General features: G+C 64.3%; 25 protein-coding genes and 1 pseudogene. 18 read left to right on the top strand and 8 right to left on the bottom strand.

Annotation, left to right across the window (positions count from 1 at the left end; genetic code table 11):
- Nucleotides 1-9 precede the first annotated feature (9 nt).
- A complete protein-coding gene (gene brnQ / locus RTH46_RS21485) occupies nt 10-1323 on the top strand; it encodes a branched-chain amino acid transport system II carrier protein (RefSeq protein WP_153786600.1) in 1314 nt (437 codons plus the stop codon).
- A gap of 313 nt (nt 1324-1636) precedes the next feature.
- On the opposite strand, the gene RTH46_RS21480 is transcribed toward brnQ, so the two are convergent.
- Nucleotides 1637-1789 (bottom strand): hypothetical protein, encoded by a 153-nt coding sequence (locus RTH46_RS21480; RefSeq protein WP_316906569.1) that lies wholly within the window; start codon nt 1787-1789, stop codon nt 1637-1639.
- Nucleotides 1790-2193: 404 nt separating this feature from the next.
- Between RTH46_RS21480 and RTH46_RS21475 the strand changes: the two genes are divergently transcribed.
- Nucleotides 2194-2943 carry a DUF599 domain-containing protein gene (locus RTH46_RS21475; RefSeq protein WP_316906568.1) on the top strand — a complete coding sequence of 250 codons (750 nt, stop codon included), beginning with the start codon at nt 2194-2196 and terminating at the stop codon, nt 2941-2943.
- A 66-nt stretch (nt 2944-3009) separates the two neighbouring features.
- Here the strand turns inward: RTH46_RS21475 and RTH46_RS21470 are convergent, their stop codons facing one another.
- Nucleotides 3010-3282: a hypothetical protein gene (locus RTH46_RS21470; RefSeq protein WP_110993986.1), complete on the bottom strand. Its 273-nt coding sequence runs from the start codon at nt 3280-3282 to the stop codon at nt 3010-3012.
- 136 nt (nt 3283-3418) lie between these two features.
- Between RTH46_RS21470 and RTH46_RS21465 the strand changes: the two genes are divergently transcribed.
- The 4 genes from RTH46_RS21465 (at nt 3419) to RTH46_RS21450 (ending at nt 7224) form a co-directional block, all read left to right on the top strand.
- Nucleotides 3419-3895 carry a PaaI family thioesterase gene (locus RTH46_RS21465; protein WP_153786603.1) on the top strand — a complete coding sequence of 159 codons (477 nt, stop codon included), beginning with the start codon at nt 3419-3421 and terminating at the stop codon, nt 3893-3895.
- Complete coding sequence (locus tag RTH46_RS21460; RefSeq protein WP_153786604.1) at nt 3892-4350, top strand: PaaI family thioesterase; 459 nt, start codon at nt 3892-3894, stop codon at nt 4348-4350. The genes RTH46_RS21465 and RTH46_RS21460 overlap by 4 nt, the downstream gene beginning before the upstream one ends.
- Before the next feature lie 107 nt (nt 4351-4457).
- Nucleotides 4458-6365 (top strand): molecular chaperone HtpG, encoded by a 1908-nt coding sequence (gene htpG, locus RTH46_RS21455; RefSeq protein WP_316906567.1) that lies wholly within the window; start codon nt 4458-4460, stop codon nt 6363-6365.
- A 133-nt stretch (nt 6366-6498) separates the two neighbouring features.
- Nucleotides 6499-7224, top strand: a complete 726-nt coding sequence (locus tag RTH46_RS21450; protein WP_316906566.1) for a dienelactone hydrolase family protein — start codon at nt 6499-6501, stop codon at nt 7222-7224.
- 81 nt (nt 7225-7305) lie between these two features.
- Here the strand turns inward: RTH46_RS21450 and RTH46_RS21445 are convergent, their stop codons facing one another.
- On the bottom strand, nt 7306-8169 hold the full coding sequence (locus RTH46_RS21445) for a pirin family protein (protein WP_153786607.1): 864 nt from the start codon (nt 8167-8169) through the stop codon (nt 7306-7308).
- Nucleotides 8170-8284: 115 nt separating this feature from the next.
- On the opposite strand from RTH46_RS21445, the gene RTH46_RS21440 reads away from it, so the two are divergent.
- The 3 genes and pseudogenes from RTH46_RS21440 to RTH46_RS26390 all read left to right on the top strand — a co-directional run bounded on the left by RTH46_RS21440 (nt 8285) and on the right by RTH46_RS26390 (nt 11020).
- Entirely contained in the window at nt 8285-9301 is a 1017-nt protein-coding gene (locus RTH46_RS21440) for an amidohydrolase family protein (protein ID WP_316906565.1), read from the top strand.
- Nucleotides 9302-9394: 93 nt separating this feature from the next.
- Nucleotides 9395-10165: pseudogene (locus RTH46_RS26395) on the top strand (MCP four helix bundle domain-containing protein); the annotation flags it as partial.
- Nucleotides 10157-11020 carry a methyl-accepting chemotaxis protein gene (locus RTH46_RS26390; protein ID WP_371923686.1) on the top strand — a complete coding sequence of 288 codons (864 nt, stop codon included), beginning with the start codon at nt 10157-10159 and terminating at the stop codon, nt 11018-11020. The pseudogene RTH46_RS26395 and the gene RTH46_RS26390, both read left to right, overlap by 9 nt.
- 153 nt (nt 11021-11173) lie before the next feature.
- Here RTH46_RS26390 and fabB read toward each other — a convergent pair whose 3' ends face one another.
- The 5 genes from fabB to RTH46_RS21410 all read right to left on the bottom strand — a co-directional run bounded on the left by fabB (nt 11174) and on the right by RTH46_RS21410 (nt 18057).
- On the bottom strand, nt 11174-12394 hold the full coding sequence (gene fabB, locus RTH46_RS21430; protein ID WP_316906564.1) for a beta-ketoacyl-ACP synthase I: 1221 nt from the start codon (nt 12392-12394) through the stop codon (nt 11174-11176).
- 11 nt (nt 12395-12405) lie between these two features.
- Nucleotides 12406-12921, bottom strand: coding sequence for a 3-hydroxyacyl-[acyl-carrier-protein] dehydratase FabA (gene fabA / locus RTH46_RS21425; RefSeq protein ID WP_125464879.1), 516 nt, complete (start codon nt 12919-12921; stop codon nt 12406-12408).
- Nucleotides 12922-13127: 206 nt separating this feature from the next.
- Nucleotides 13128-15056, bottom strand: a complete 1929-nt coding sequence (locus RTH46_RS21420; protein WP_153786611.1) for a response regulator — start codon at nt 15054-15056, stop codon at nt 13128-13130.
- Complete coding sequence (locus tag RTH46_RS21415) at nt 15053-15943, bottom strand: ABC transporter substrate-binding protein (protein WP_153786612.1); 891 nt, start codon at nt 15941-15943, stop codon at nt 15053-15055. The genes RTH46_RS21420 and RTH46_RS21415 overlap by 4 nt, the downstream gene beginning before the upstream one ends.
- A complete protein-coding gene (locus RTH46_RS21410) occupies nt 15943-18057 on the bottom strand; it encodes a TonB-dependent receptor plug domain-containing protein (protein ID WP_316906563.1) in 2115 nt (704 codons plus the stop codon). The genes RTH46_RS21415 and RTH46_RS21410 overlap by 1 nt, the downstream gene beginning before the upstream one ends.
- Before the next feature lie 187 nt (nt 18058-18244).
- Here RTH46_RS21410 and RTH46_RS21405 point away from each other — a divergent pair, with 187 nt between their 5' ends.
- From RTH46_RS21405 to kdpF, 9 genes are all read left to right on the top strand, one after another.
- The gene (locus RTH46_RS21405) at nt 18245-19270 is read left to right on the top strand and encodes an NAD(P)H-dependent glycerol-3-phosphate dehydrogenase (RefSeq protein WP_153786614.1); all 1026 of its coding nucleotides are present in this window, start codon (nt 18245-18247) and stop codon (nt 19268-19270) included.
- Between the two features lie 15 nt (nt 19271-19285).
- The gene (locus RTH46_RS21400) at nt 19286-19633 is read left to right on the top strand and encodes a DUF4389 domain-containing protein (RefSeq protein WP_279847043.1); all 348 of its coding nucleotides are present in this window, start codon (nt 19286-19288) and stop codon (nt 19631-19633) included.
- On the top strand, nt 19630-20088 hold the full coding sequence (gene sixA / locus RTH46_RS21395; RefSeq protein ID WP_279847044.1) for a phosphohistidine phosphatase SixA: 459 nt from the start codon (nt 19630-19632) through the stop codon (nt 20086-20088). The genes RTH46_RS21400 and sixA overlap by 4 nt, the downstream gene beginning before the upstream one ends.
- A 97-nt stretch (nt 20089-20185) precedes the next feature.
- Nucleotides 20186-20569 (top strand): hypothetical protein, encoded by a 384-nt coding sequence (locus RTH46_RS21390; RefSeq protein WP_153786617.1) that lies wholly within the window; start codon nt 20186-20188, stop codon nt 20567-20569.
- Nucleotides 20570-20667: 98 nt separating this feature from the next.
- A complete protein-coding gene (locus tag RTH46_RS21385) occupies nt 20668-21456 on the top strand; it encodes an alpha/beta hydrolase (protein WP_316906562.1) in 789 nt (262 codons plus the stop codon).
- Nucleotides 21453-22307 carry an alpha/beta hydrolase gene (locus RTH46_RS21380; protein ID WP_316906561.1) on the top strand — a complete coding sequence of 285 codons (855 nt, stop codon included), beginning with the start codon at nt 21453-21455 and terminating at the stop codon, nt 22305-22307. The genes RTH46_RS21385 and RTH46_RS21380 overlap by 4 nt, the downstream gene beginning before the upstream one ends.
- Nucleotides 22308-22409: 102 nt before the next feature.
- Nucleotides 22410-23204, top strand: a complete 795-nt coding sequence (locus tag RTH46_RS21375; RefSeq protein ID WP_316906560.1) for a DUF4892 domain-containing protein — start codon at nt 22410-22412, stop codon at nt 23202-23204.
- Nucleotides 23205-23215: 11 nt separating this feature from the next.
- Complete coding sequence (locus RTH46_RS21370) at nt 23216-24256, top strand: AI-2E family transporter (RefSeq protein ID WP_153786621.1); 1041 nt, start codon at nt 23216-23218, stop codon at nt 24254-24256.
- Between the two features lie 198 nt (nt 24257-24454).
- Nucleotides 24455-24544, top strand: a complete 90-nt coding sequence (gene kdpF / locus RTH46_RS21365; protein ID WP_033696222.1) for a K(+)-transporting ATPase subunit F — start codon at nt 24455-24457, stop codon at nt 24542-24544.
- Nucleotide 24545: the final 1 nt, after the last annotated feature.

Raw genomic sequence — 24545 nt, 5'->3', positions numbered from 1 at the left:
CTACCTTAAATGAAAGTGTTAAAAGGCCAGGATATCCTGGCGCTTGGCTTTATGACGTTTGCGCTTTTTGTTGGCGCCGGCAATATCATCTTCCCGCCCATCGTTGGCTTGCAGTCTGGCCCGCACGTGTGGATGGCAGCCCTGGGCTTCCTCGTCACCGCGGTAGGCCTGCCGGTCATCACCGTGGTCGCGCTGGCCAAGGTCGGCGGTGGCATGGACGCCCTGAGCAGCCCGATCGGCAAGTTCTTCGGCGGCCTGCTGGCGGCCGTGTGCTACCTGTCGGTTGGCCCACTGTTCGCCACCCCGCGTACCGCGACGGTGTCGTTCGAAGTGGGCGTGGCCCCGCTGACCGGTGAAAGCCCGCTGGCGTTGTTCATCTACAGCCTGGTGTATTTCCTCGTGGTGCTGGCTGTATCGATGTACCCGGGCAAGCTGCTCGATACCGTCGGCCGCTTCCTCGCCCCGCTGAAGATCATCGCCCTGGCCGCCCTCGGCATTGCCGCGTTCATGCTGCCGGCGGGCACCATCGGTGAAGCGCAGCCGCAATACGTTGCCGCGCCGTTTTCCCAGGGTTTCATCAACGGCTACCTGACCATGGACACTCTGGGTGCGCTGGTCTTCGGCATCGTCATCGTCAACGCCATCCGTTCGCGCGGCGTCGAGTCGCCGAAGCTGATCACCCGCTACGCCATCATCGCCGGCCTGATCGCCGGTGTGGGCCTTGCGCTGGTATACGTCAGCCTGTTCCGTCTGGGGGCGGGCAGTCATGACATCGCCGCCGACGCCACCAACGGTGCAGCCGTTCTGCATGCCTATGTGCAGCACACCTTCGGCTCCCTGGGCAGTGGTTTCCTCGCCGTGCTGATCGCCCTGGCCTGCCTGGTGACCGCGGTTGGCCTGACCTGCGCCTGCGCCGAGTACTTCAGCCAGATCCTGCCGCTGTCGTACCGCGCCCTGGTAGTGATCCTGGCGGGCTTCTCGCTGCTGATCTCCAACCTCGGCCTGACCAAGCTGATCATGTTCTCGATCCCGGTACTCACCGCGATCTACCCGCCGTGCATCGTGGTGGTGGGCTTGAGCTTCGTCAAAGAGCTGTGGAACTCGCCGGTGCGTATCCTTGCACCGGTGATGCTGGTGTCGCTGCTGTTCGGCATGGTCGATGCGATCAAGGGCAGCAGCCTCGCACACATGCTGCCGGACGCCATGGCCCACCTGCCGCTGAGCGATCAGGGCCTGGCCTGGCTGGTACCTTCGGTGATCACCCTCGGCGTTGCCGTGGCCTGTGACCGCATGCTCGGCAAGCCGCGCGAAGTGCTGGCCTGATGCGTTGAAGCCTGAGGGCTGACGCCGGCCACAAGCCGAAGGGCGTCAGCCAAGGGTGGAGACCGAAACCCGCTTCCTTGACCGGAGCGGGTTTTTTTTGCGCATGAATTACCCCTCGCCGCTTGCTGGTCGACTGAACGCAAGCGACCGGCGAGGTTAGCGCGAAGCAGCGAGTACAGTTTTTCAGACGGCAGCGCAGGATCGCTGCGCTCGGAAATCGGCGGGATGTTTGGGAACAGGGTAGGGGCGCCCGCTGGGGGGCGTCATGCTGTGGTGGAGAAACAGAGCAGGCTCTGTTTCTCCTGGCAGTGATCTACCCTGCGATACACAGAATGGACGTGCAGCCTTGCGAGTTGCATTCCACGTTGGTGACCATGGCCATATCGTTGCAGTTTTCTTGAGTGGCATTGAAAGCCTCGAACTCGCTTTCGATATCGCCGGACATCTTCAGGATTTCTTCGTTCATTGTTCACCTCTGGTTGATTGAGCACTCGTTTGAAGTGCGTCATGAAATTAATCTCGAGGTGCAGGCGGGGTCAGGAAGAAACCATTCCATTGCAAAGCGCAGGTAATCGCTTGCCAGCGGCCTATGGCCCAGATGCCATGCCGACTTGCCGCATTGAGCTGTGAATTCGGCTGAGGAATGTCGGAAAATTCGATCTACTCGATAGGCTTAATCGCCAGGTCATGAATGCTTTTTACTCGATAACGACCCAGCTCAGCACGGTGACGCGGCGACCTACATTGGGCACGTTGCACCGTGCCAGTGATGAGGCCTGCACAGCCAAAAACAATCTTGCAGGCAGAGTGCCTTTTACCGAATCCAGGCGTCGAAAAGCGGTCTATCTCTTTTTATATGCGGGTATCTGCATGACCTTCATCCAAAACAACCTCGGCAATCTTGTGGCCGTATGCTGGTTCGCCATCTGTTGGGGCGGTTACACCCGCTATGCGCTATGGAAAGGCCGCGACACGGCATGCCTGGCCAGCGTACTGCACTTGTATCGCGAAGACTGGATGCGCCGCATGCTGCTGCGCGACAACCGCATCGCCGACGCCAGCGTGATTGGCAACCTGGAGCGCAATGCGTCGTTCTTTGCTTCCAGTACCCTGATCATTCTCGCCGGCATCCTCACTGTGCTCGGTGCCTCGGACCGGGCGCTGTCGCTGTTGGCCGACCTGCCGCTGGTACAGCAGGCCTCGCAGGGGATGTCGGAGATCAAGCTGTTGTGCCTGGCGATGGTGTTCGTCTACGCCTTCTTCACTTTCAGCTGGTGCATGCGCCAATACAACTTTGCTGCGGTGCTGGTGGGTTCGGCACCGATGATCGGCGAGCGCCAGGTGAGTGAACTGGAGCGCAATGCCTTCGCGTCGCGAGCGGCGCGGGTGTTATCCCTGGCGGCCAACCAGTTCAACCTCGGACTGCGCTCGTACTACTTCGGCATGGCCATGTTGAGCTGGTTCATCAGCCCATGGCTGTTCATGGTCATGAGTGTCGGGGTGGTGTTCATTCTGTACCGCCGCGAATTCCACTCCCATGTGCTTGAAGTGATGGTGTTCACGCCTACGCAAAGTGCAGCGGCAGAGGCGGGCAAGGAAACTTCGGCAACCATAAACTGAAGCGTTTCATCTAAAGCGACAGGCACAAAAAAACCCGACATTGTCGGGTTTTTTTGTATTGGCCAATTACTGCTTGGCAGGCTCGCTCGGCGCTGGGGCAGCCGGAGTAGCCGGGGCAGCTTCTTCGGCGGCTTTCTCTTGCGCTTCGGCCTGATCTTTGGCGGCTTCGGCGTTTTCCTTGGCGGCTTCGTTCATCTTATCCTGAGCTTCGCCCATCTTTTCCTGGGCTTGCTCGGCGTGTTGCTGTGCGTCCTGGGCTTTGTCTTCGCTCGCTTTATCGCAAGCAGCCAGGCCCATGGCAGCGGCCAGCATCAGAGCAAAAGCAAAAGGTTTACGCATGGGGTGTCTCTCCTGGGTGGAATAACTTTACTTGTTCCTAAGAGTTCACCGCGGGCGGATAAGTTCCACGATTGTTAAAGATATATAACTGCCCGGCCTATATGGACTTTTCACTGATTTTATGCAGCGAGGGTGTATGAACGAAACGCCATTGATGGCCATGGCCGAGCGATTTCTCTCGGCCTTGAAACACTGCCAGTTGTTGCAGATGCGCGTGCAGCATGCCGATGCCCAAGGCATGACCCTGGTGCTGCCCTGGTCGCCGGCGATTGTCGGCAATCCTCAGAACGGCGCGGTGCATGGTGGTGCGCTGACCACACTGATGGACACCACCTGCGGCATGGCGACCTTATGCGCGCTGGAGCGTTTCGAGGTGTGCCCGACGTTGGACCTGCGCATCGACTACATGCATCCGGCCGAAGCCGGCAAGGACATCCATGGCCATGCCCAGTGCTACCGAGTCACCCGCGACGTGATCTTTACCCGTGGCAGTGCCTATCAGGACGACCCGTCGCAACCGATCTGCCAGGTGGTCGGCACCTTCATGCGCCTGGGCCAGGACATCAAGGGCGGCATCCGCTTCGGCAACAGCCTCAAGGAGCCACGCCAATGATCCCCGCAGGCACTCGCCAGCAGTTGAACGAAGCCCACGCCCGTGGCGACTACCGCCCGTTGCTGGCGCTGATACCCTACGCCGGGCTCATCGGTATCGAATGCGAGCGCCAGGGCGACGACCTGTTGTTCCGCCTGCCGGCCAGCGAGAACAACATCGGCAACCCGTTGCTGCCGGCCATCCATGGTGGCGTCATCGCCGGCTTCATGGAGCTGTCCGCGGCGCTGTACCTGCTGATCTACAGCGAAAGCGCGAGCATCCCGAAAATCATCGATTTTTCCATCGACTACCTGCGTGCCGGCCACTACCGCGACACCTTCGCCCAGTGCCAGCTGTGGCGCCAGGGCCGGCGCGTGACCAACGTCGCCATCACCGCCTGGCAGGCCGATCGCGACACGCCCATCGCCACCGCCCGTGCCCACTTCAAGATCGAACCCGAGAAACCGCTCGAATAGCCCCTTGAAATGGTCGGGCAAGCCCCCATCTGCTGAACATCCGCCAAGAAATGCAGGCCCACGGGGTCGCCAGGCGTCACCTACCAACAGATTGGAGTTTGAAGACGATGAGTGTGGAGACTCAAAAAGAAACCCTGGGCTTCCAGACCGAGGTCAAGCAACTGCTGCACCTCATGATCCATTCCCTGTATTCGAACAAGGAAATCTTCCTGCGCGAGCTGATTTCCAACGCCTCCGACGCCGCCGACAAGCTGCGTTTCGAAGCCCTGGCCAAGCCAGAGCTGCTCGAGGGCGACGCCGACCTGAAGATCCGCGTGAGCTTCGACAAGGCCGCCAACACCGTGACCCTCGAGGACAACGGTATCGGCATGAGCCGCGAAGACGTCATCGCGCACCTGGGCACCATTGCCAAGTCCGGCACCGCCGACTTCATGAAGAACCTCACCGGTGACCAGAAGAAAGACTCGCACCTGATCGGCCAGTTCGGCGTGGGCTTCTACTCGGCATTCATCGTCGCCGACAAAGTCGACGTGTTCAGCCGCCGCGCCGGCCTGCCGGCCGCCGAAGGCGTGCACTGGTCGTCCAAGGGCGAGGGCGAGTTCGAAGTTGCCACTGTCGACAAGCCGCAGCGCGGCACCCGCATCGTCCTGCACCTGAAAAGCGGTGAAGACGAGTTCGCCGATGGCTGGCGCCTGCGCAACATCGTCAAGAAGTACTCCGACCATATCGCCCTGCCGATCGAACTGCCCAAGGAGCAGGGCGAAGCCGCCGAGGGTGAAGAGCAACCGGCGCAGGAATGGGAAACCGTCAACCGCGCCAGCGCCCTGTGGACCCGTTCGCGCACCGAGGTGAAAGACGAGGAATACCAGGAGTTCTACAAGCACATCGGCCATGACTTCGAGAACCCGCTGGCCTGGAGCCACAACAAGGTCGAAGGCAAGCTCGAGTACAGCTCGCTGCTGTACGTGCCGGCCCGCGCACCGTTCGACCTGTACCAGCGCGAAGCGCCACGCGGCCTGAAGCTCTACGTGCAGCGCGTGTTCATCATGGACCAGGCCGAGTCGTTCCTGCCGTTGTACCTGCGTTTCATCAAAGGCGTGGTCGACTCCAACGACCTGTCGCTGAACGTCTCCCGCGAGATCCTGCAGAAGGATCCGATCATCGATTCGATGAAAACCGCGCTGACCAAGCGCGTGCTGGACATGCTGGAGAAGCTGGCCAAGAACGAACCCGAGCAGTACAAGGGCTTCTGGAAGAACTTCGGCCAGGTGCTGAAGGAAGGCCCGGCCGAAGACTTCGCCAACAAGGAGAAGATCGCCAGCCTGCTGCGCTTTGCCTCGACCCACGATGACAGCGGCGAGCAAAGCGTCGCCCTGGCCGACTACCTGGCTCGCGCCAAGGAAGGCCAGGACAAGATCTACTTCCTCACCGGCGAGTCCCATGCCCAGGTCAAGAACAGCCCGCACCTGGAAGTCTTCCGCAAGAAAGGCATCGAAGTGCTGCTGCTCACCGACCGTATCGACGAGTGGCTGATGAGCTACCTCAGCGAGTTCGATGGCAAGGCCTTCGTCGATGTCGCCCGTGGCGACCTGGACCTGGGCAAGCTGGACTCCGAAGAGGACAAGAAGGCCCAGGAAGAAGTGGCCAAGGACAAGGAAGGCCTGGTCGAGCGCCTCAAGGGCGCGCTGGGTGACAGCGTTGCCGAAGTACGCGTTTCGCACCGCCTGACCGACTCGCCGGCGATCCTCGCCATCGGCGAGCAGGACCTGGGCCTGCAGATGCGCCAGATCCTCGAAGCCAGCGGGCAGAAGGTGCCGGATTCCAAGCCGATCTTCGAGTTCAACCCAAGCCACCCGCTGATCGAGAAGCTCGATGGCGAGCAGAGCGAAGACCGCTTCGCCGAGCTGTCGCACATCCTGTTCGACCAGGCGGCACTGGCGGCCGGTGACAGCCTGAAGGATCCGGCGGCTTATGTGCGCCGCCTCAACAAGCTGTTGGTCGAGCTGTCTGCTTGAGTTGATGTACAGAAAAGCCCGCTTCGGCGGGCTTTTTTATTCATGCGTAAATACCTGTCCCGTGGGAGCGGCGGTGCGCCCACGTTAAATGCATCTATCATGTGCTGACCCGTGAAAGCCCAAGGAGAGCTGAATGAGCAAGGTCATCGTCGAGTCGCTGGTTTATCACCTGTCGGGCAAAACCTATGAAAGCCGCCTGGTCTATGCCCCCGGCGCACTGCCGCAGCCGGGCCTGGTGATGGCGCCGAACTGGATGGGCATTGGCGAAGGTGCCGAGCGCATCGCCAAGGAAGTGGCGGAGCAGGGCTATGTGGTGTTGATCGCCGACCTTTACGGGCAATCGGTGCGGCCGTCCAATGCCGATGAGGCCGGGACGGCGATGATGCCGCTGAAGAACGATCGCGCCGAGCTGCGCAAACGCATGCAGGAAGCCCTGGCGCAGTTGGTGGGCCAATCCAAGGCCCTGCTGGAACCGGGCAAGGTGGCTACCTTCGGCTTCTGCTTCGGCGGTTGCTGCGCCTTGGAACTGGCACGCACCGGTGCCGATCTGAAGGCGGCCGTGTCGTTCCACGGCACGCTGGACACGCCGAATATCGAAGATGCCAAGCGCATCAAAGGCTCGGTGCTGGTCCTTCATGGCGCCTCCGACCCGCTGGTGCCCAAAGAGCAGCTACCGGCCTTCGAGGAGGAGATGAACGCCGCCAAGGTCGACTGGCAGTTGCTCAGCTACGGCGGTGCGGTGCACTCGTTCACCGACCCGAATGCCAATGTGCCGGGCAAGATGCAGTACGACCGACGCACGTCGGAGCGGGCATTCCGCGCGATGCATAACCTGCTCAAGGAAGTGTTCCAGCGCTGATCCATCGCGGGGCAAGCCCGCTCCCACAATGGCTGCACTTCACACGTGGGAGCGGGCTTGCCCCGCGATCCGGGCCTGACATCAACGCGGCAATTCGATCCGCCCGGTTTCCCCAGGCACCACCGGCCAATCGCCCGCCGCCCAACGCGCCCGCGCCCGCTCGATCAACTCCGGGTCACTGGCCACAAAATTCCAGTTCATCCGCCGCGGCCCATCCAGCGCCTCCCCGCCAATCAGCACCAGCTGGCATTCTTCCTCGGCATACAGCATCACCTCTTCCCCCTCCGGCAGCACGACCAGGCTGCAGGCCTCCACGCGCTCGTCATCGAGCGACAGCTCACCGTCCAGCACATACAGGGCGCGTTGCTCATGCTCGGCAGGGACGGTCAGCGTCGTGGCCGATTGCATGTGCACGTGGGCGTACAGGGTAGGGGAGAGCACCGGCACTGGCGACTCCAGGCAAAAACCGTTGCCGGCGATCATGCGGATCTGCACCCCAAGGCTGTCACTGACTGGCAGGCTCGCCGCCGGATGATGGCTGTAGCTCGGCTTGCCCTGCTCATGCTCGCGGGGCGACGCCAGCCACACCTGCAGCCCGTGCAGTCGTGAACCCTTGGCCAGCAGATCGGCCGGTGTGCGCTCGACATGGGCGACGCCGCCTCGCGCCGTCATCCAGCTTACATCCCCCGGCAGCACGCGTTGGTCCGAGCCAAGGCTGTCCTTGTGCTGAATTTCGCCTTCGAACAGGTAGGTAAGGGTCGACAGGCCGATATGCGGGTGCTGGCGGATATCCATGCCGCTGCCCGGGGCGTAGTCGGTCTCGAGCATATGGTCGAAGAACACGAATGGCCCGACGCTGCGACACTGGGCCGAGGGCAGCGGGCGCAGGATCGGCTGGCCCTCGACCGATTCGGCGCGGGGGCGGATGACCAAGGGGCTGCTCATGGTGAACTCCGGGAGGGCAGGGAACTGCCCCAAGCATAGCGGTTCGCGTGCCGGCGCTGAACTGCCGAAGCAGCCGCTCGGTCTACTCTTCTCATAACCTGCAAAGGAGGTGGTGATGATTGCGCGCATCCTCGCCGGGTTGCTGCTCTGCGGATGCCTGTATCCGTCGGCCCAGGCCCGCGACTATCGTTACAGCGATGCCCACCTGCACTACCTGGACTTCTTCCAGGAAACCGAGGGCATGCCGGCGCTGCTCAAGGCCATGGACGCGGCCGGGGTCGAGCAGTCGATGATTTCCGGTATCCCGGTGGCCAAGAAATGGCACGAGGATGAGCCCAAGCGCCCGCGTTACTATGCCGGCGATGATGCCGACGCCTACTGGTACAGCGCCACCGACCTTTACGTGGCCGCAGCCCTGGAAAAGCTGGCGCCGGAGCAGCGGCGGCGCTTCCACCCGTTCCTTACCGGTTTCAACCCGGTGGACAAGAATGCCGTCAGCCACATCGAGCGCATGCTCGATCTGTACCCCGGGCTGTGGCAGGGCATCGGCGAAGTATTCACCCGCCACGATGACCTCACTGCACTGACCAGCGGCGATACGCCGCGGGCCAACAACGAAGCCATGACCCGCATCTACCACCTGGCCGCCGAGCGCGACCTGCCGGTACTGCTGCATTCCAACATCACGTCCAAGCGCGAGCGCAACCCACTATACCTGGCCGAAATCGAGGAGCCTCTGCGTAACCACCCGCACACCCGGTTCATCTGGGCCCATGCGGGCAGCAGCCTGGAAATCCACCGGCACCAGACGCAGATGGACTTTCTGCTGCCGGTACTGACCCGGCTGCTCGAGGATTACCCCAACCTGTACATCGACCTGTCCTGGAGCGTGCTCGAGCCTTACTTGCTGGATACCGAAGGCGTGCCGCGGCAAGCCTGGCTGCAGCTGGTAGAGCGCTTCCCCGAGCGGTTCATGCTCGGCTCCGACCTGGTGGGGCGCTTCGACAGCCTTGGCGAGCAGTTGCATGGCTTCAAGCCGTTTCTCGATGCCCTGCCGGAGGCGGTCGCGAACCAGGTGGCACGCGACAATTTCCTTGCCGTGCTACCCAAGGTGGCAAAGCAGGACAAGTAGCGTTTTGATATCGCGTTTTTGTCTTACGCAAATTTCGAGCCGCCCGATACCTTCTTTAAGCGACGGAACAATACCTTTGGGAGGGATCCTGAAATGAGCCTCAGACGCTTGAATATCGCCCCGCGCGCCGGGATCGGCTTCGGCATCATGGCCTTGCTGGTGGTGGCGCTGGGTAGTTTCGCCCTGCAACAGATGACCAATATGCGCCAGCAGGCCGAGCAGGTGGACGACAACTGGCTGCCCAGCATCATCTCGGTGGGCAGCATGACCCAGGACATGCTGCGCATTCGCGCGCTCACCCTGCGCCTGCTGGTCAACACCGACAGCACGGCGCAGCAGCAGAACCGTGCTCGTATCGAAGAGATCAAGGCCGGCCTGAGCAAGGCCCAGCAGCGCTATGACGCACTGATCGTGCTGCCGGAGGAGCGCACCCTGTTCGACCGCTATCTGGGCCTTGAACGCCAGTACATGACCTTGCAGGGACAGGTGGTGCAGTTGGCCAGCGATGGCCGCATCGAAGCGGCTGCGGCGCTGGTCAATGGCGAGATCAACCAGATCGCCGATCAGATGACGGCCAGCCTCAACGAATTGATCGCGCTGAACACTCACCATGCCGGGCTGGCCACCACCACGGCCGAGTCCGTCTATAGTGCCGCGCGGGTTTGGGTCATGGGGCTGCTGCTGGTGGCCCTGACCTTGACCGTGGTACTGGCCATGGCCCTGACCCGCAGCATCGTGCGCCCGCTCGGGCAGTCGCTGAAAGTGGCCGAGACGGTCGCCACCGGCGACCTGACGCCGCAGATCGCCGTGCATGGCGATGACGAGCCGGCCCGCTTGCTGGCGGCGCTCAAAAGCATGCAGCAAAGCCTGCGCGAGACCATCGGGCGGATTTCCGACTCGGCCAGCCAGTTGGCGTCGGCTTCCGAAGAGCTCAGCGCTGTGACCGAGGACGCCACCCGCGGCCTGCAGCAACAGAGCCTGGAGATCGAGCAGGCGGCCACTGCGGTCAACCAGATGACTGCAGCGGTGGAGGAGGTGGCGAGCAATGCGGTGGCCACCTCGGAGGCGTCTGCCGAATCCGACCGCATCGCCCGCCAGGGCCGCGAACAGGTGCAGGCCACGGTCATCGCCATCGAGGCACTGGCCAGCGGCGTGGCCGGCAATGCCGAAGAAGTCGGCCAATTGGCCCAGCAGGTGCACGATATCAGCAAGGTGCTGGAGGTGATCGGCTCGATCGCCGAGCAGACCAACCTGCTGGCGCTCAACGCCGCCATCGAGGCGGCCCGGGCCGGCGAGGCCGGGCGTGGGTTTGCCGTGGTGGCCGACGAAGTGCGGGCGTTGGCCCATCGCACCCAGGCCTCGACCCGCGAGATCGAACAGATGATCGTGGCTATCCAGGGCGGTGCCGAACGTGCCGTGCAGGGCATGCAGCAAAGTGATGCGCGGGCCCGCTCGACCCTCGATGGCGCCCATGCCGCCGGTGCGGCGCTGGAAGCGATTGCCGGGGCCATCGGCCAGATCAACGAGCGCAACCTGGTGATCGCCAGTGCATCGGAGCAGCAGGCCCAGGTGGCGCGGGAGGTGGACCGTAACCTGACCACCATTCGCGACCTGGCGCATCAGTCCTCGGCCGGCGCCGAGCAAACCTCGGCGGCGAGCCAGTCGCTGTCGCGGCTGGCGGTGGACTTGAATACCCTGGTGCAGCGTTTCTCGGTCTGACGGCCATCGCGGGGCAAGCCCGCTCCCACGGACACATTGGACTGCCCCGTGCGTCCGTGGGAGCGGGCTTGCCCCGCGATGAGGCCGGTACAGCCCACAAACAAAAACGCCCGGACCTAAGGCCCGGGCGTTCTGGTTCAGCAGATCAAGCGATCACTTGCCTTCCCAGCGCTTGAGCACCAGGGTGGCGTTGGTGCCGCCGAAGCCGAAGCTGTTGCTCATCACGGTGTTGAGCTTGGCGTTCTCTTCGGTCTTGCGCACGACCGGCAGGTCGGCGACTTCCGGATCCAGCTCGTCGATGTTGGCGGAGCCGGCGATGAAGTTGTTCTCCATCATCAGCAGGCAGTAGATCGCCTCGTGCACGCCTGCGGCGCCCAGCGAGTGGCCCGACAGGCTCTTGGTCGAGCTGATCTTCGGTGCCTTGTCCTTGAACACTTCACGCACGCCCTTCATCTCGGCGACGTCGCCGACCGGGGTGGAGGTGCCGTGGGTGTTCAGGTAGTCGATCGGGGTGTCGACGGTGGACAGCGCCTGCTGCATGCAGCGGATCGCGCCTTCGCCGCTCGGGGCGACCATGTCGTAGCCGTCGGAGGTTGCGCCGTAGCCGATGATTTCGGCGTAGATCTTGGCGCCACGGGCCAGGGCGTGTTCCAGCTCCTCGACCACCACCATGCCGCCACCGCCTGCGATGACGAAGCCATCACGGTCGGCGTCGTAGGCGCGCGAGGCCAGCTCTGGGGTTTCGTTGCGCTTGGTCGACAGGGCGCCCATGGCATCGAACAGGAACGACTGGCTCCAGTGCTCTTCTTCACCGCCACCGGCGAAGACGATGTCCTGCTTGCCCCACTGGATCTGCTCCAGCGCGGTGCCGATGCAGTGTGCCGAAGTGGCGCAGGCCGACGAGATCGAGTAGTTGATGCCCTTGATCTTGAACGGGGTGGCCAGGCACGCCGACACGGTGCTGCCCATGGTGCGGGTGACACGGTATGGGCCAACGCGCTTGACGCCTTTCTCGCGCAGGGTGTCCAGGGCTTCCATCTGGTTCAGCGTGGAAGCGCCGCCGGAGCCGGCAACCAGGCCGGTGCGCGGGTTCGACACTTGCTCTTCGGTCAGGCCCGCGTCCTTGATCGCATCCTGCATCGCCAGGTACGCGTAGGCAGCGGCGTGGCCAACGAAGCGATACACCTTGCGGTCGATCAGCTCTTCGAGGTTCAGGTCGATGGAGCCGGAAACCTGGCTACGCAGCCCCATTTCCTTGTATTCCGGGTTGTAACGAATGCCCGGACGGCTGTTGCGCAGGTTTTCGGTGACGGTAGCTTTGTCATTGCCCAGGCACGAAACGATGCCCAGACCAGTGATAACGACGCGGCGCATGCGAATAACCCTTAGAAATTGTCAGTGGAGGTGAACACGCCGACCCGCAGGCCTTCGGCGGTGTAGATCTCGCGACCGTCGACGCTGACCGAGCCATCGGCGATGGCCATGTTCAGCTTGCCCTTCAGGACGCGCTTGATGTGAATGTTGTAGGTGACTTTCTTGGCGGAGGGTAGTACCTGGCCGAAGAATTTCACTTCGCCCGAACCCAGCGCACGGCCGCGGCCCGGCAGACCCTGCCAGCCGAGGAAGAAGCCGACCAGCTGCCACATGGCATCGAGGCCCAGGCAGCCTGGCATCACCGGGTCGCCTTCGAAGTGGCAGGCGAAGAACCACAGGTCCGGATTGATATCCAGCTCGGCGACCAATTCACCTTTGCCGAACTTGCCGCCTTCCTCGCTGATATGGACGATGCGATCGACCATCAGCATGTTCGGGGCGGGCAGTTGCGCATTACCGGGGCCGAACAGCTCACCGCGACTGCAGCGCAGCAGGTCTTCCCGGGTAAAGGCGTTTTGTTTGGTCATGCGAGCTCCTCAATAACCCCCTGTGGCAGGGGACGAATCTTCCCGGCCGGCCCGAAGCGCTTTGCATTCGAGGCGGCAGCCTACAGGTAGACTATTGCGTTGTGGTGAAAGTCACAGCGCACCTGGCAAAAGAAGTACAGGTGTGCACTGAAATGTTATTTTCCGGGCCTGCGAAGGTCCTGTCCAGTCTTTAAGACTGCCGCACTTTAGCATTTATCGCCAGTCGCAGCTGTCCGAGCGGGTAACCAGCGGTGCAGGATGCGCTGCAGATCGGTGCGTTTGAATGGCTTGCTCAGGTAATCGTTCATGCCGGCGGCCAGGCAGCGCTCGCGGTCCCCCTCCAGCACACTGGCGGTCAGGGCGATGATCGGCAGCCCGTCGCCCTGCGCCAGCTGGCGGATGCGTCGGGTGGCCTCGAAACCGTCCACCTGCGGCAGGCGGCAGTCCATCAGCACGGCGGCGAAGCGTTGCTGCTGCACCAGGTCGACCGCTTGGGCACCATCCATCGCCAGGCTGACCTCGAAGCCGAGGCTGCGCAGCATGGCTTCGATGACGCTTTGATTGACCGGATTGTCCTCCACCAGCAGGATCCGCTCGCCATTGCCGCCCGGCGCACCGGCTGCAGTTGCGCCCACAGGCAGGGCCGCAGCGGCGTTGGCCAGGGCCAGCGGCATCTCCAGGGTGAAGGTCGAGCCCAACCCCTCGCGGCTTTCGCCACGCAGCTGGCCGCCCATGCGTTCGGCCAGGGTGCGGGCGATCGACAAGCCCAGCCCGGTACCGCCGTAGCGCCGGGAAATCGAGCTGTCGGCCTGCTGGAAGGCGACGAACATCATTTCCAGGCGGTTGCTGTCGATACCGATGCCGGTGTCGCGCACGCTGCAGGTCAGCCAGATCATCTGCTGGTCGAGCACCTGCCAGCTCGCCTCTACCGCCACTTCGCCGCGTTCGGTGAACTTCAGCGCATTGCCGATCAGGTTGAGCAGGATCTGCCGGATCCGGGTCGGGTCGCCGACCACCTGCAACAGCTCCATGCCAGGCGGCAACTGCAGGTGCAGCGCCAGGCCGCGCTGCTGGGCGCTGTGCTGGAACGACTGGACACTGCTGACGACCAGCTCGCCCAGGTTGAAGTCGATGTGCTCCAGTTGCAGCGTGGTGCGTTCGATCCGCGAAAAATCGAGGATGTCGTTGATCACCTTGAGCAGGTGCCCGGTGGACTCGCTGGCCACTGCGGCGTATTCGGCCTGCTCGCTGGTCAAGCGGGTGGTCTCCAGCAGCTGCAGCATGCCCAGCACACCGTTCATGGGGGTGCGCAGTTCATGGCTCATCATTGCCAGGAAGTCCGACTTGGCACGGTTGGCCTGCTCGGCCTCTTCGCGGGCCTGGATCAGCTGGCCCATGGCCTGCTGTTGTTCATGGGCGGCCTGGTCCAGGGCACTGGCCAGGTTGTTGATGTGCCGCGCCAGGTGGCCCAGTTCGCTGTCGTCGACCACCGGCAACGGGGCATCGAAATCACCTTGCTGGATGGCCTTGACCGCATGGCCCATGTCGCTGATCGGCTTGGACAGGCTCATGGCCAGGCGCCGGGCCAGCAGGAAGGTGAACAGCAGCGCGAACAGGGCGAGGATGCCGGCCTTGATCACGATTTCCTGCTGACGCTGGCTGAAGGCGTCGTCGGACATGCCCACGATCACCCGCCCCAGGTAGTCGTCGCCGATGCTCGGCAACTGCGGCCTGCCCTGCAGGAAGTCGTTGTCCAGGCGGATCTGCTGCAGGCGGATCGGCGCCTGGAACACTTCCACCCGTTGCGCCCGGCTGAGGCTTTCGTCCGGTTGTTCGACGTACACCAGGATGTGGTTGCGGCTGTCCTGCACCTCGAGGAAGCGTACGTGAGGGATGCTCAGGGTCGCGCGCATCAGGCCTTCGAGCACTTCATTGTTGCCGGAGATCACGCCGTACTCGGAGGCTGGCGCCAGCTGGTTGGCGATCAGCTGGCCGGTGTGGTTGAGCTCCTGGCGCAAGTCCTGGATACGTACGAAGGTGAAGAAACTGATCAGCAGCAAGGTCAGCAGCAGGGCAGGGCCGAGGCTGATGATCTGCGTGCGGGTGTGGATGTCCCAGCTCAGGCGTTTGCTCATGGGGTGGGTTCTCCTGCGGCCAGCGCCAGTGCGGCGGCGTCCTGGTCGATGGCTTCCAGGCCCAGGGCGCGCGCCACCTGCTGGTTGCCACTGACGGCGAAATGCTTGGGGTAAAGGCTGCGTGGCCAGCGTGCCGGCGGTTGCTCGAGCAGTTGGTCGAGCACTGCCAGCCAATCGTCCTGGTCGCTGTAGGTGCTGGCCAGGGCACCGGCACGGACGAAGCCGACGTTCGGCCCGATCAGCGCCATCTGCCGGCCGTAGCTGCTGAGCAGCACGTTCTTGGCCGATTTGGAGTTGTACAGTTCGGGGTCGTCGAGCCCCAGCAGCACATCGCTGTTGGCCAACAGGTTCTGCAGCGGGCGGCTGTCGCGCAAATCGGGCCAGCCCTCTGCGACGATCTCCAGCCCCAAGGGTTGGGCGGCCTGGCGCAGTTCATCGAGCAAAAAGCGGCTGTGCTCGCCGTACAGCACGCCGATGCGCCGCGCCTGCGGCAACAGGTAGCGGGCCAGGCGCAATTGCCGGGCCAGCGGCGGGTCACTCCACAACAGGCTGAGAAACGCCGGCCGCGACTTTCCCAGGCGTTGCTCGGCCTGCACCCGGCTGACCCTCAGGGCCAGTGCCGGCGGCCCGGCGGTTTCGCCCAGGCGCCACTCCAGCGCAGGGCCGTCCAGCAGCACCAGGCGCGTATCGCTTTTCAGCTGCTGCGGGCGTGGCAGTTCGTTCACGGTCTGGAAATGCACATGGTCGTGCGGGCGGCGCTGCGCCAGGGCGGCGACGAAGCTGCGGATGCCTGGCTGGTCGTCGGCACCCACCAACAGGATTTCGCTGGCCGACAGCGAACCCAGTGGCAAGATGCACAGCAGCAGCAAGCGCAGCAGCACGACCATCAGAACGCCAGCTCCGCGCTCATGATCAGACGGTGGCGGCTGTCGTAGCGGTTCTGGATGGCAGTGGTCGGTTCGTCATCCAGGCGCTGTTGCCACAGGGCCGCCAGCTCCAGGTCGCTGCCCTGCACCTTGAAGCGTTTGGCCACGCGCAGGTCGACGCGCTCGTAGCGGTACTGGTTGAGCGCATCATCACCGTAATAGAAGAGGGCGCTGGACCAGCCCAGGCCCCACTCGCGCAGCCAGCCGGCCGAGCCGCTGTTGCGGGCGCTAAGGCGCCGGTCGGCGGGGTTGCTGGCCCAGGCGTCGACATAGGCGTAGGTGATGCGCAATCGGTCGCGCTGGGTGGCGCGCCAGTCGAACTGCGCCTCGCTGCCGCTGAAGCGCGCCTTGTTGGCGTTGCTGGCGATGTACTGGTTGTTCTTCAGAGGCTCGCTGATCATCCCGGTGATCTCGTCGTAGAACAGCTTCACGTCCATGCTCAGGTCGATGTCGCTGAAGTAGCCGTTGTAGCCCAGCTCGCGCGAGCGCATGCGCTCCTGGTCGAGGTTGCCCGGGCCGCGCGTCTTGACGAAGTACTGGCCGTTCTGCAGACCGTACAGGTTGGGGGACAGGCCCTTGACCGTGTAGCTCCAGTTGACGTTGTTCTCGAACATGTCCGGCGAGCGCACCGCTTCGGAGTACACCGCCCGCAAGCCGTGGCGCGGGGTGATCAGGTAGTTCACCGCCACGCGCGGGGTCAACGAGTTGCCGGACAGCTGGGCGTTCTCGTACATCGCCCCGCCCTGGAAGACCCAGTGCTCGTCGGCGCGCCACTCCAGCTGGCCGAACAGGCGCCAGGTCTGGTCGTCGAGGCTGCCGTTGAAGTAGGTCTGCGAGTCTGCGCGGTCGTAGCGGTAGTTCATGCCCGTGACCAGGCGCAGGCTCTCGTTCAGGCTCAAGGTGTCCTGGATTTCCAGGTCGTAGCGCGTTTCACGGGTGCTCTGGTCGACATCGCCGCACACCGTGTTGCGCCCGCCGGCATTCCATTGATTCCGCACTTGCTGCGTGAGCGAGGTGAGCAGCGGGTCGCTGGTGGTCGGCAGGTTGCCGGTAAACAGATTGCGCGCAACACCTTCGGCAAAGTTCGGGTTGAGCTGCCACAGCCGGGTCAGCTCCGGGCTGAAGGCAATCGAGGCATCGCAGGCGCGCCAGACCTGCTGGCGGTCGAAGTGCTGCGCTGAACCCTGCACATACAGGCTGTGGTCGGGGTTGAAGTCGATGTTCCAGCGCACCGAACCGGCATAGTCCTTGGCGTTGACGTCGGCATCGTTGCCCGCGGCGTATCTGCCGAATACGGGCTGGTAGGTATAGGGCCGCTGATTGCTGCCCTCCTTGGCCGCCAGTTGCCATTCCAGGGTCTGGTCCGGCGCCAGGCTGTGGCTGGCATTGATATTGATACGGTTGAGCCGACGGCTGTCGCGGTAGTCGCGGCCGAACTGGTCCTTGTCGAAGCCGTCGTCCTGCTGGCCCGACAGCGACAGGCGCAGGTCGCCGCCGTCCCAGCCGATGCCTTGGCTGGCGTAATAGTCGTTGATGCCATCCTGGCCACGGGTCAGCTTCACCCGCGTGCCGTGGCTGTCGGCGGGGTTGCGGGTGAGGATGTTGACCACCGCCATCAGCGCGTTGGCGCCATAGCTGACGGTGTTGGGGCCGCGGAACACCTCGATTCGCTCGATATCCTCGATGGCCACCGGGATGTCGCTCCAGTCCACCGTGGCCAGGCCCGCGCGGTACACCGAGCGGCCGTCGATCAGCACCTGCATGCGCCGGGCATCGTTGACGTTGCTGCCGTGGTAATTGACCGTTGGCTGGTTACCGGCGCCATAGCCGATCATCATGCCCGGCACCAGGCGCAGCAGCTCGGGGATGTCCCGGGCGCCGCTGGCGTGGATCAGCTCGCTGTCGAGCACGGTCATGCTGCCCGGCACCGCGGCCGGGGATTGTTTCAGGCGTGTGGCGGTCAGAACCTGGGGCAGGTCCTGGGTGTCGGTGAACAGATCATCGGCCATGGCCGGGCCGCCGAGCAGGGCGGTCAGTATCAGCAGGCGCGGGTAAGGGGGCGTGCCAGGGAACACGGTACGGCCTTGTTCGGAAATGAATCAGGCATGTTAACTGACCTTTCTCAAGCTGCAAGCTGCAAGCCTCAAGCTGCAAGCAAAAGCAGGCGAACATCGCGGTTTTCTTGTCGCTTGTAGCTTGACGCTTGCGGCTTGCCTTTATAATGCGCCATTCGCCACTTTTTTATGGGTTAACGGATTGGATATGACTGAACAGCAACCTGTTGCAGTTCTTGGCGGTGGCAGCTTCGGCACCGCCGTGGCAAACCTGCTGGCGGAAAACGGCCACCCGGTGCGCCAATGGATGCGCGACCCGGCGCAGGCCGAGGCGATGCGCGTCAACCGCGAGAATCCGCGTTACCTCAAGGGCATTCGTCTGCATGACGGCGTCGAGCCGGACAACGACCTGCTCGCCACCCTGCAGGCCAGCGACCTGATCTTCGTCGCGCTGCCGTCGAGCGCCCTGCGCAGCGTGTTGGCGCCCCACGCTGAGCTGCTGCGTGGCAAAGGCCTGGTCAGCCTGACCAAGGGCATCGAGGCGCAGAGCTTCAAGCTGATGAGCCAGATCCTCGAAGAAATCGCCCCCCAGGCGCGCATCGGCGTGCTGTCGGGGCCGAACCTGGCCCGCGAGATCGCCGAGCACGCGCTGACCGCCACCGTGGTCGCCAGCGAAGATGAAGCGCTGTGCCAACAGGTGCAGGCCGTGCTGCACGGGCGCACCTTCCGCGTCTATGCCAGCAGCGACCGCTTCGGCGTCGAGCTGGGCGGCGCCCTGAAGAACGTCTACGCGATCATCGCCGGCATGGCGGTGGCACTGGGCATGGGCGAGAACACCAAGAGCATGCTGATCACCCGTGCCCTGGCCGAGATGACCCGTTTCGCCGTGAGCCAGGGTGCCAACCCCATGACCTTCCTTGGCCTGGCCGGGGTCGGTGACCTGATCGTCACCTGCTCCTCGCCCAAGAGCCGCAACTACCAGGTCGGCCACGCCCTGGGCCAGGGCCTGACTCTGGAGCAGGCAGTCAGCCGCCTGGGCGAGGTGGCCGAAGGGGTCAACACCATCAAGGTGCTCAAGGCCAAGGCCCAGGAGGTGCAGGTGTACATGCCCCTGGTGGCTGGCCTGCATGCGATCCTCTTCGAAGGCCGTACGCTCAACCAGGTCATCGAGCACCTGATGCGCGCCGAGCCCAAGACCGATATCGATTTCATTTCCACCAGCGGTTTCAACTGAACGAAGGAGCGACACATGAACGATACCCCGCAAAGCGCCGAGCGCGAGTCGATCATCCTGCGGGTGCTGTGGATGCTGGTGTTCCTGGTGGTCTGGCAGCTCGCCGAGCTGTTGCTGGGCGGCCTGGTCCTGGTGCAACTGATCTACCGGCTGATCTACGGCGCGCCCAGCGCCAGCCTGATGAACTTTGGCGACAGCCTCAGCCAGTACCTGGCACAGATCGGCCGCTTCGGCAGCTTCCACAGCGACCAGAAACCCTGGCCGTTCGCCGACTGGCCGGCACCCCGCGCTGCGGAAGGCGAGGCGGCGCATGCCGTGGCCCCGGCGCCGCACCCGGTGCGTGACGAGGAGCCCAAGCTGTGAAGCTGTGGGTGCTGCGCCACGGCGAGGCGGAGCCGCGCGCCAACACTGACGCCGAACGGCGCCTCACCGCCCACGGCCGCGAGCAGGTGCTGCGCAGCGCCGCGCACCTGCTGGGCCAGCCGCTGCAGGCGATCATCGCCAGCCCTTACGTGCGCGCCCAGCAAACCGCAGCGCTGGTGCACGATGCCCTGGGCTTCGCCGAGCCGGTGCGCACCGTGCCCTGGCTCACCCCCGAGAGCAATGTGCAGCAGGTGATCGGCGAGCTCGAGCGCCTGGGGCTGGAGCATGTGCTGCTGGTCAGCCACCAGCCACTGGTGGGTTCGCTGGTGGGCATGCTGGAGCATGGCCATGCTCAGCAACCGGCGCCCTTGAGCACCGCCAGCCTGGCCATGCTGGAGGGCGACTGGCCGCTGGCCGGGCTGATGACACTGCGTGGCCTTCACCACTCGGCGTGACCCAGGCAACTGGCATTTTTGCCAGTTGTCCCCTCGCTTGGCCACTTGTTAGCGTCAGCGCCAGGAAGTGAACATTGGCGGATCGAGGGAGTGATTCATGAATAGCCACTGGTTGGCGTTGATGGGGTCGGCTGACATGGAGCCGACACTCAAGAAACTGCAGAGTGACGCTGTCCTGGACTTTGCCGAATACAGCCTCCTGCGCGAGTCGGCGCAGGCCAAGTTCAACCACTTGCTGAGCTCGCTGCGGACAAACCCGGACTTGGTGCACAAGGAACGCACCGACAGCGTGCAGAAGCTCCAGGAAGTGGAGGCGCTGAGCCTCCAGCTGGCCGCGCTGATACAGTCCAGCTGCCTGTACCTGCGCAGAAGCGGGTTGGAAAAACCGGACCGGCGCCTGGCCCGCCAGGCACTGGAATGCCAGCTGGCCTACCTGCAGGCCTGCCTGCGCCGCTCTTTGGACAGTTTCGACACCTTCTGAATGACCTGATCGCCCTTGGCGATGACCTATCCGGACGTTGCCGCCATCAATCGCCTTGCCGACAATGGGCCATCCTTCCCCGTGCAGAGCAGGCGGCCATGTCGCAGCAGATCTTCTTCGCCCACGCCAATGGCTTCCCCTCGGCCACCTACGGCAAGTTGTTCGCCGCCCTGGCGCCGGATTACCAGGTGCGCCACCTGGCCCAGCATGCCCACGACCCACGCTTCCCGGTGAACGACAACTGGCAAAGCCTGGTGGACGAGCTGCTGCATCACCTCGAACTGCAGGACGCCCCGGTGTGGGGAGTCGGACATTCGCTGGGCGGTGTGCTGCACCTGCACGCGGCATTGCGCCGACCGGAGCTCTACCGCGGCGTGGTGATGCTCGACTCGCCGGTGCTGACCCGGGTGGATGAATGGCTGATCCAGGCGGCCAAGCGCCTGGGCTTCATCGACCGCATCACCCCGGCCGGGCGCACCCTGGGCCGGCGTGAGGCGTTCGCCGACCGCGACAGCGCACGCAGTTACTTCGCCGGCAAGAGCCTGTTCCGCCACTTCGACCCGGAATGCCTGGAGGCGTACCTGGAGCACGGCCTGGAAACCGCGCAAGACGGGCTGCGCCTGCGTTTCGACCCGGCCACCGAGATCAGCATCTACCGCAGCATCCCCCATGCCAGCCCGCTGCCGCCGCGCCAGTTGCAGGTGCCGCTGGCCGTGGTGCGTGGCGCCCAGAGCCGGGTGATCCGCCGGCACCACGCGCTGGGCGTGCGGGGCATGGCCCGGGGCGAATATCACAGCCTGCCGGGCGGGCACATGTTCCCGCTGGAGCGCCCCCTCGACACCGCCAGCCTGATCAAAGGCCTGTTCGACCGCTGGGGCCGGGCATGAGCGCCCAGGTTGAAGAAGTACGCCTGACCCTGGGCCATATCGAACTGGCCGCCCACCTGTTCGGCCCCGCCGACGGCCTGCCGGTGATCGCCTTGCACGGCTGGCTGGACAACGCCAACAGCTTCGCTCGCCTGGCGCCCCAGCTGAAAGGGCTGCGCATCGTCGCCCTCGACCTGGCCGGGCATGGCTATTCGCAGCACCGTCCGGTCGGGGCCGGTTACGCCCTGGCCGATTACGCACATGACGTGCTGCGCGTCGCCGAGCAATTGGGCTGGCAGCGCTTCGGCCTGCTCGGCCATTCGCTGGGGGCGATCATCTCGGTGCAGCTGGCCGGCGCCTTGCCCGAGCGGGTCAGCCACCTGGCGCTGATCGACGGGGTGATCCCGCCCACCGTGACCGAACAGGACGCCGCCGAGCGTCTGGGGATGGCCCTGCAGGCCCAACTGCGCCTGGACGGCAAACGCAAGACGGTCTACGCAACCTTGGAGGAGGGCGTCGAGGCACGCATGAAAGGCATGGTCGCGGTCAGCCGTGAAGCGGCCGAACTGCTGGCCCAGCGCGGCCTGATGCCGGTACCCGGCGGTTACAGCTGGCGCAGCGACAGCCGCCTCACCTTGCCTTCACCCACCCGCCTGAACCAGGCCCAGGCCATGGCCTTCGTCAAGCGCGTGGCCTGCCCGGCCTGCCTGGTGGTGGCGGCCGACGGCATGCTGGCGCGCCACACGGAGCTGCTGGAGCAGCTACCCTTCGAGCAGATCACGCTGCCGGGTGGCCATCACCTGCACTTGAACGATGAGCAGGGTGCGGCCCTTGTTGCAGACTGTTTCAATCGCTTCTTTGGCATTCCTTGACTTGCATCGGGCAAGTGTCGAGGCTTGGCGGGTTGAAAGGGAGACAACCATGTACATGCCAGACACTCACGTATTCCAACCCCGCGGCCACGAGGGCTGCCGATGAGCGTACCCGTTTACGCCCGCAGTGCCCTCGTTGCCTGCCTCGCCTTCGCCAGCCCCTTGCTGTGGGCCGGTGAACTGCCCGTTCCGGTTGACGCCAAAGTGGTCGATCAACGCCCTGCCGTGGAGCAGGAGCGGGTCTACCCGATGGGGCCGCTGCGCAAGATCAGTGGCCGCCTGCGGGTCGATGACAAGGTCGAAAGCCGTGGCCAGGTCAGCTCGGTCACCTACGAACTGCCAGTCGAGCGCAGCGCCCGCGAGGCGTTTACCAGCGCCCGTGAAACCCTGCAGAAAGACGGTGGCTACCCCTTGTTCTGGTGCCAGGGCCGCGACTGCGGCGAAGCCAGCCTGTGGGCCAACGACGTGTTCGCCAACGCCCGGCTCAATGGTGGGGACGAGCAGCAGGCGTTCATCCTGCTACGTCGTTCCGCCGAAGAGGCTGACACCCTGGTGGCGCTGTACAGCGTCACCCGTGGCAACCGCCGAGCATATTTGCATGTGGAGGAGTTCGTAGCCGAGAGCCCGTTGGGCGACATCCTGCCCACCGCTGCCACGGTGCTGCGCGAACTGCGCGACACGGGCAAGCTCGATTACCCCGACCTCGCCGAGCCCCAGGCCAACTGGGTCACGCTGCTGGCCCGCAGCCTCAACCTCGACAGCACCCTGCGCGCCAGCCTCAGCGGCAAGGGCGCCGAAGCCTGGCGCGAGCAACTGGTCAAGGCCGGCGTGCGCAGCGCCCGGCTCGAAGCCGGCGATGCACCCACCGATGGCCTGCACCTGGAGCTGATCCGTTGAGCGAGCGCCCCATGCCCAACACTGACCGCCTGCTGGTGCAGATCCTGCTGCTGGCGCTGCTCGGCGCCGCGCTGTGGGTCATGGCGCCGTTCATCTCGGCACTGCTGTGGGGCGCCATCCTGGCCTTCGCCAGCTGGCCGTTGATGCGTTTGCTCACCCGTGTGCTGGGCGGGCGGGAAACCCTGGCCGCCAGCCTGCTGACCACGGCCTGGATCCTGATAGTGGCCTTGCCGCTGGTGTGGCTGGGCTTCAACCTGGCCGACCATATCCGCGACGCCACCGCATTCGTGCGCGACGTGCAGGTCGAAGGCCTGCCCGATGCGCCGGCCTGGGTGGCGGGTATTCCGTTCGTGGGTGGGCGCCTGGTCGGCTGGTGGGAGTCGTTCGACCAGCAAGGGGCGGCGCTGCTGGCCTCGGCCAAACCTTACCTCGGCCAGGTCGGCAACTGGTTGCTGGCGCGCAGTGCGCAGATCGGCAGCGGGGTGCTGGAGCTGACCCTGAGCCTGGTGTTCGTGTTCTTCTTCTACCGCGACGGGCCGCGCCTGGCGGCGTTCGTGCACCGCCTGCTGCAACGGCTGGTGGGTGAGCGCGCCGAGTACTACGTCGAACTGGTGGCCGGTACCGTGCAACGGGTGGTCAACGGGGTGATCGGCACAGCGGCGGCGCAAGCCCTGCTGGCACTGATCGGCTTCCTGATTGCCGGCGTGCCGGGGGCGGTGGTGCTGGGCCTGGTGACCTTCATGCTCAGCCTGATCCCCATGGGCCCGCCGCTGGCGTGGATCCCCGCCACCGCCTGGCTGGTGTCGAAGGGCGATTACGGCATGGCGGTGTTCCTCGGCGTGTGGGGCACCTTCGTCATCAGCGGCGTGGACAACGTGCTCAAACCCTACCTGATCAGCCGCGGCGGCAACCTGCCGTTGGTGATCGTGCTGCTCGGGGTGTTCGGCGGTTTGCTCGCCTTTGGCTTTATCGGGCTGTTCATCGGGCCGACGCTGTTGGCGGTGGGGTACAGCCTGCTGCTGGACTGGAGTCGCCACTCGGCGCAGACCTGACGCCCATCGCGGGGCAAGTCGCATCGGCGCACCGCCGCTCCCACGGGTAGTCGTGGGAGCGGGCTTGCCCCGCGATGGTTGGTCGATCTTTACGCCTTCTTTATGCCCTGACCCCACCCCCCATCTCGCCCCTTTACGCCCCTCCCTCGGACAATTTCTCCAAAGCGGCCCTCATGCCGCATCAAGGGAGATGGGCTCATGTACATGCTCGATGGGCTGTCACTGCTGTTGGCAGTGGCGTTGGCGGTTTACCTGCTGGTGGCGCTGCTGCGCGCCGATCGCAGCTAAG

It is taken from the genome of Pseudomonas sp. zfem004, assembly GCF_032621715.1.
Classification (GTDB): domain Bacteria; phylum Pseudomonadota; class Gammaproteobacteria; order Pseudomonadales; family Pseudomonadaceae; genus Aquipseudomonas; species Aquipseudomonas sichuanensis.
Note: the sequence above shows the minus strand (reverse complement) of the source record. Positions and strands in the feature narration are given on the sequence as shown.

Excerpts from the sequence above, each read along its gene's own strand:
- RTH46_RS21460 (WP_153786604.1), top strand. The coding sequence starts at position 3,892 with ATGATCCCCGCAGGCACTCGCCAGCAGTTGAACGAAGCCCACGCCCGT.
- htpG (WP_316906567.1), top strand. The coding sequence starts at position 4,458 with ATGAGTGTGGAGACTCAAAAAGAAACCCTGGGCTTCCAGACCGAGGTC.
- fabB (WP_316906564.1), bottom strand. The coding sequence starts at position 12,394 with ATGCGCCGCGTCGTTATCACTGGTCTGGGCATCGTTTCGTGCCTGGGC.
- RTH46_RS21475 (WP_316906568.1), top strand. The coding sequence starts at position 2,194 with ATGACCTTCATCCAAAACAACCTCGGCAATCTTGTGGCCGTATGCTGG.
- brnQ (WP_153786600.1), top strand. The coding sequence starts at position 10 with ATGAAAGTGTTAAAAGGCCAGGATATCCTGGCGCTTGGCTTTATGACG.
- RTH46_RS21445 (WP_153786607.1), bottom strand. The coding sequence starts at position 8,169 with ATGAGCAGCCCCTTGGTCATCCGCCCCCGCGCCGAATCGGTCGAGGGC.
- RTH46_RS21405 (WP_153786614.1), top strand. The coding sequence starts at position 18,245 with ATGACTGAACAGCAACCTGTTGCAGTTCTTGGCGGTGGCAGCTTCGGC.
- RTH46_RS26390 (WP_371923686.1), top strand. The coding sequence starts at position 10,157 with ATGCAGCAAAGCCTGCGCGAGACCATCGGGCGGATTTCCGACTCGGCC.
- RTH46_RS21370 (WP_153786621.1), top strand. The coding sequence starts at position 23,216 with ATGCCCAACACTGACCGCCTGCTGGTGCAGATCCTGCTGCTGGCGCTG.
- RTH46_RS21385 (WP_316906562.1), top strand. The coding sequence starts at position 20,668 with ATGTCGCAGCAGATCTTCTTCGCCCACGCCAATGGCTTCCCCTCGGCC.
- RTH46_RS21375 (WP_316906560.1), top strand. The coding sequence starts at position 22,410 with ATGAGCGTACCCGTTTACGCCCGCAGTGCCCTCGTTGCCTGCCTCGCC.
- RTH46_RS21465 (WP_153786603.1), top strand. The coding sequence starts at position 3,419 with ATGAACGAAACGCCATTGATGGCCATGGCCGAGCGATTTCTCTCGGCC.
- kdpF (WP_033696222.1), top strand. The coding sequence starts at position 24,455 with ATGTACATGCTCGATGGGCTGTCACTGCTGTTGGCAGTGGCGTTGGCG.
- RTH46_RS21400 (WP_279847043.1), top strand. The coding sequence starts at position 19,286 with ATGAACGATACCCCGCAAAGCGCCGAGCGCGAGTCGATCATCCTGCGG.
- RTH46_RS21470 (WP_110993986.1), bottom strand. The coding sequence starts at position 3,282 with ATGCGTAAACCTTTTGCTTTTGCTCTGATGCTGGCCGCTGCCATGGGC.
- RTH46_RS21390 (WP_153786617.1), top strand. The coding sequence starts at position 20,186 with ATGAATAGCCACTGGTTGGCGTTGATGGGGTCGGCTGACATGGAGCCG.
- RTH46_RS21450 (WP_316906566.1), top strand. The coding sequence starts at position 6,499 with ATGAGCAAGGTCATCGTCGAGTCGCTGGTTTATCACCTGTCGGGCAAA.
- fabA (WP_125464879.1), bottom strand. The coding sequence starts at position 12,921 with ATGACCAAACAAAACGCCTTTACCCGGGAAGACCTGCTGCGCTGCAGT.
- RTH46_RS21415 (WP_153786612.1), bottom strand. The coding sequence starts at position 15,943 with ATGGTCGTGCTGCTGCGCTTGCTGCTGCTGTGCATCTTGCCACTGGGT.
- RTH46_RS21420 (WP_153786611.1), bottom strand. The coding sequence starts at position 15,056 with ATGAGCAAACGCCTGAGCTGGGACATCCACACCCGCACGCAGATCATC.
- RTH46_RS21480 (WP_316906569.1), bottom strand. The coding sequence starts at position 1,789 with ATGAACGAAGAAATCCTGAAGATGTCCGGCGATATCGAAAGCGAGTTC.
- RTH46_RS21380 (WP_316906561.1), top strand. The coding sequence starts at position 21,453 with ATGAGCGCCCAGGTTGAAGAAGTACGCCTGACCCTGGGCCATATCGAA.
- RTH46_RS21440 (WP_316906565.1), top strand. The coding sequence starts at position 8,285 with ATGATTGCGCGCATCCTCGCCGGGTTGCTGCTCTGCGGATGCCTGTAT.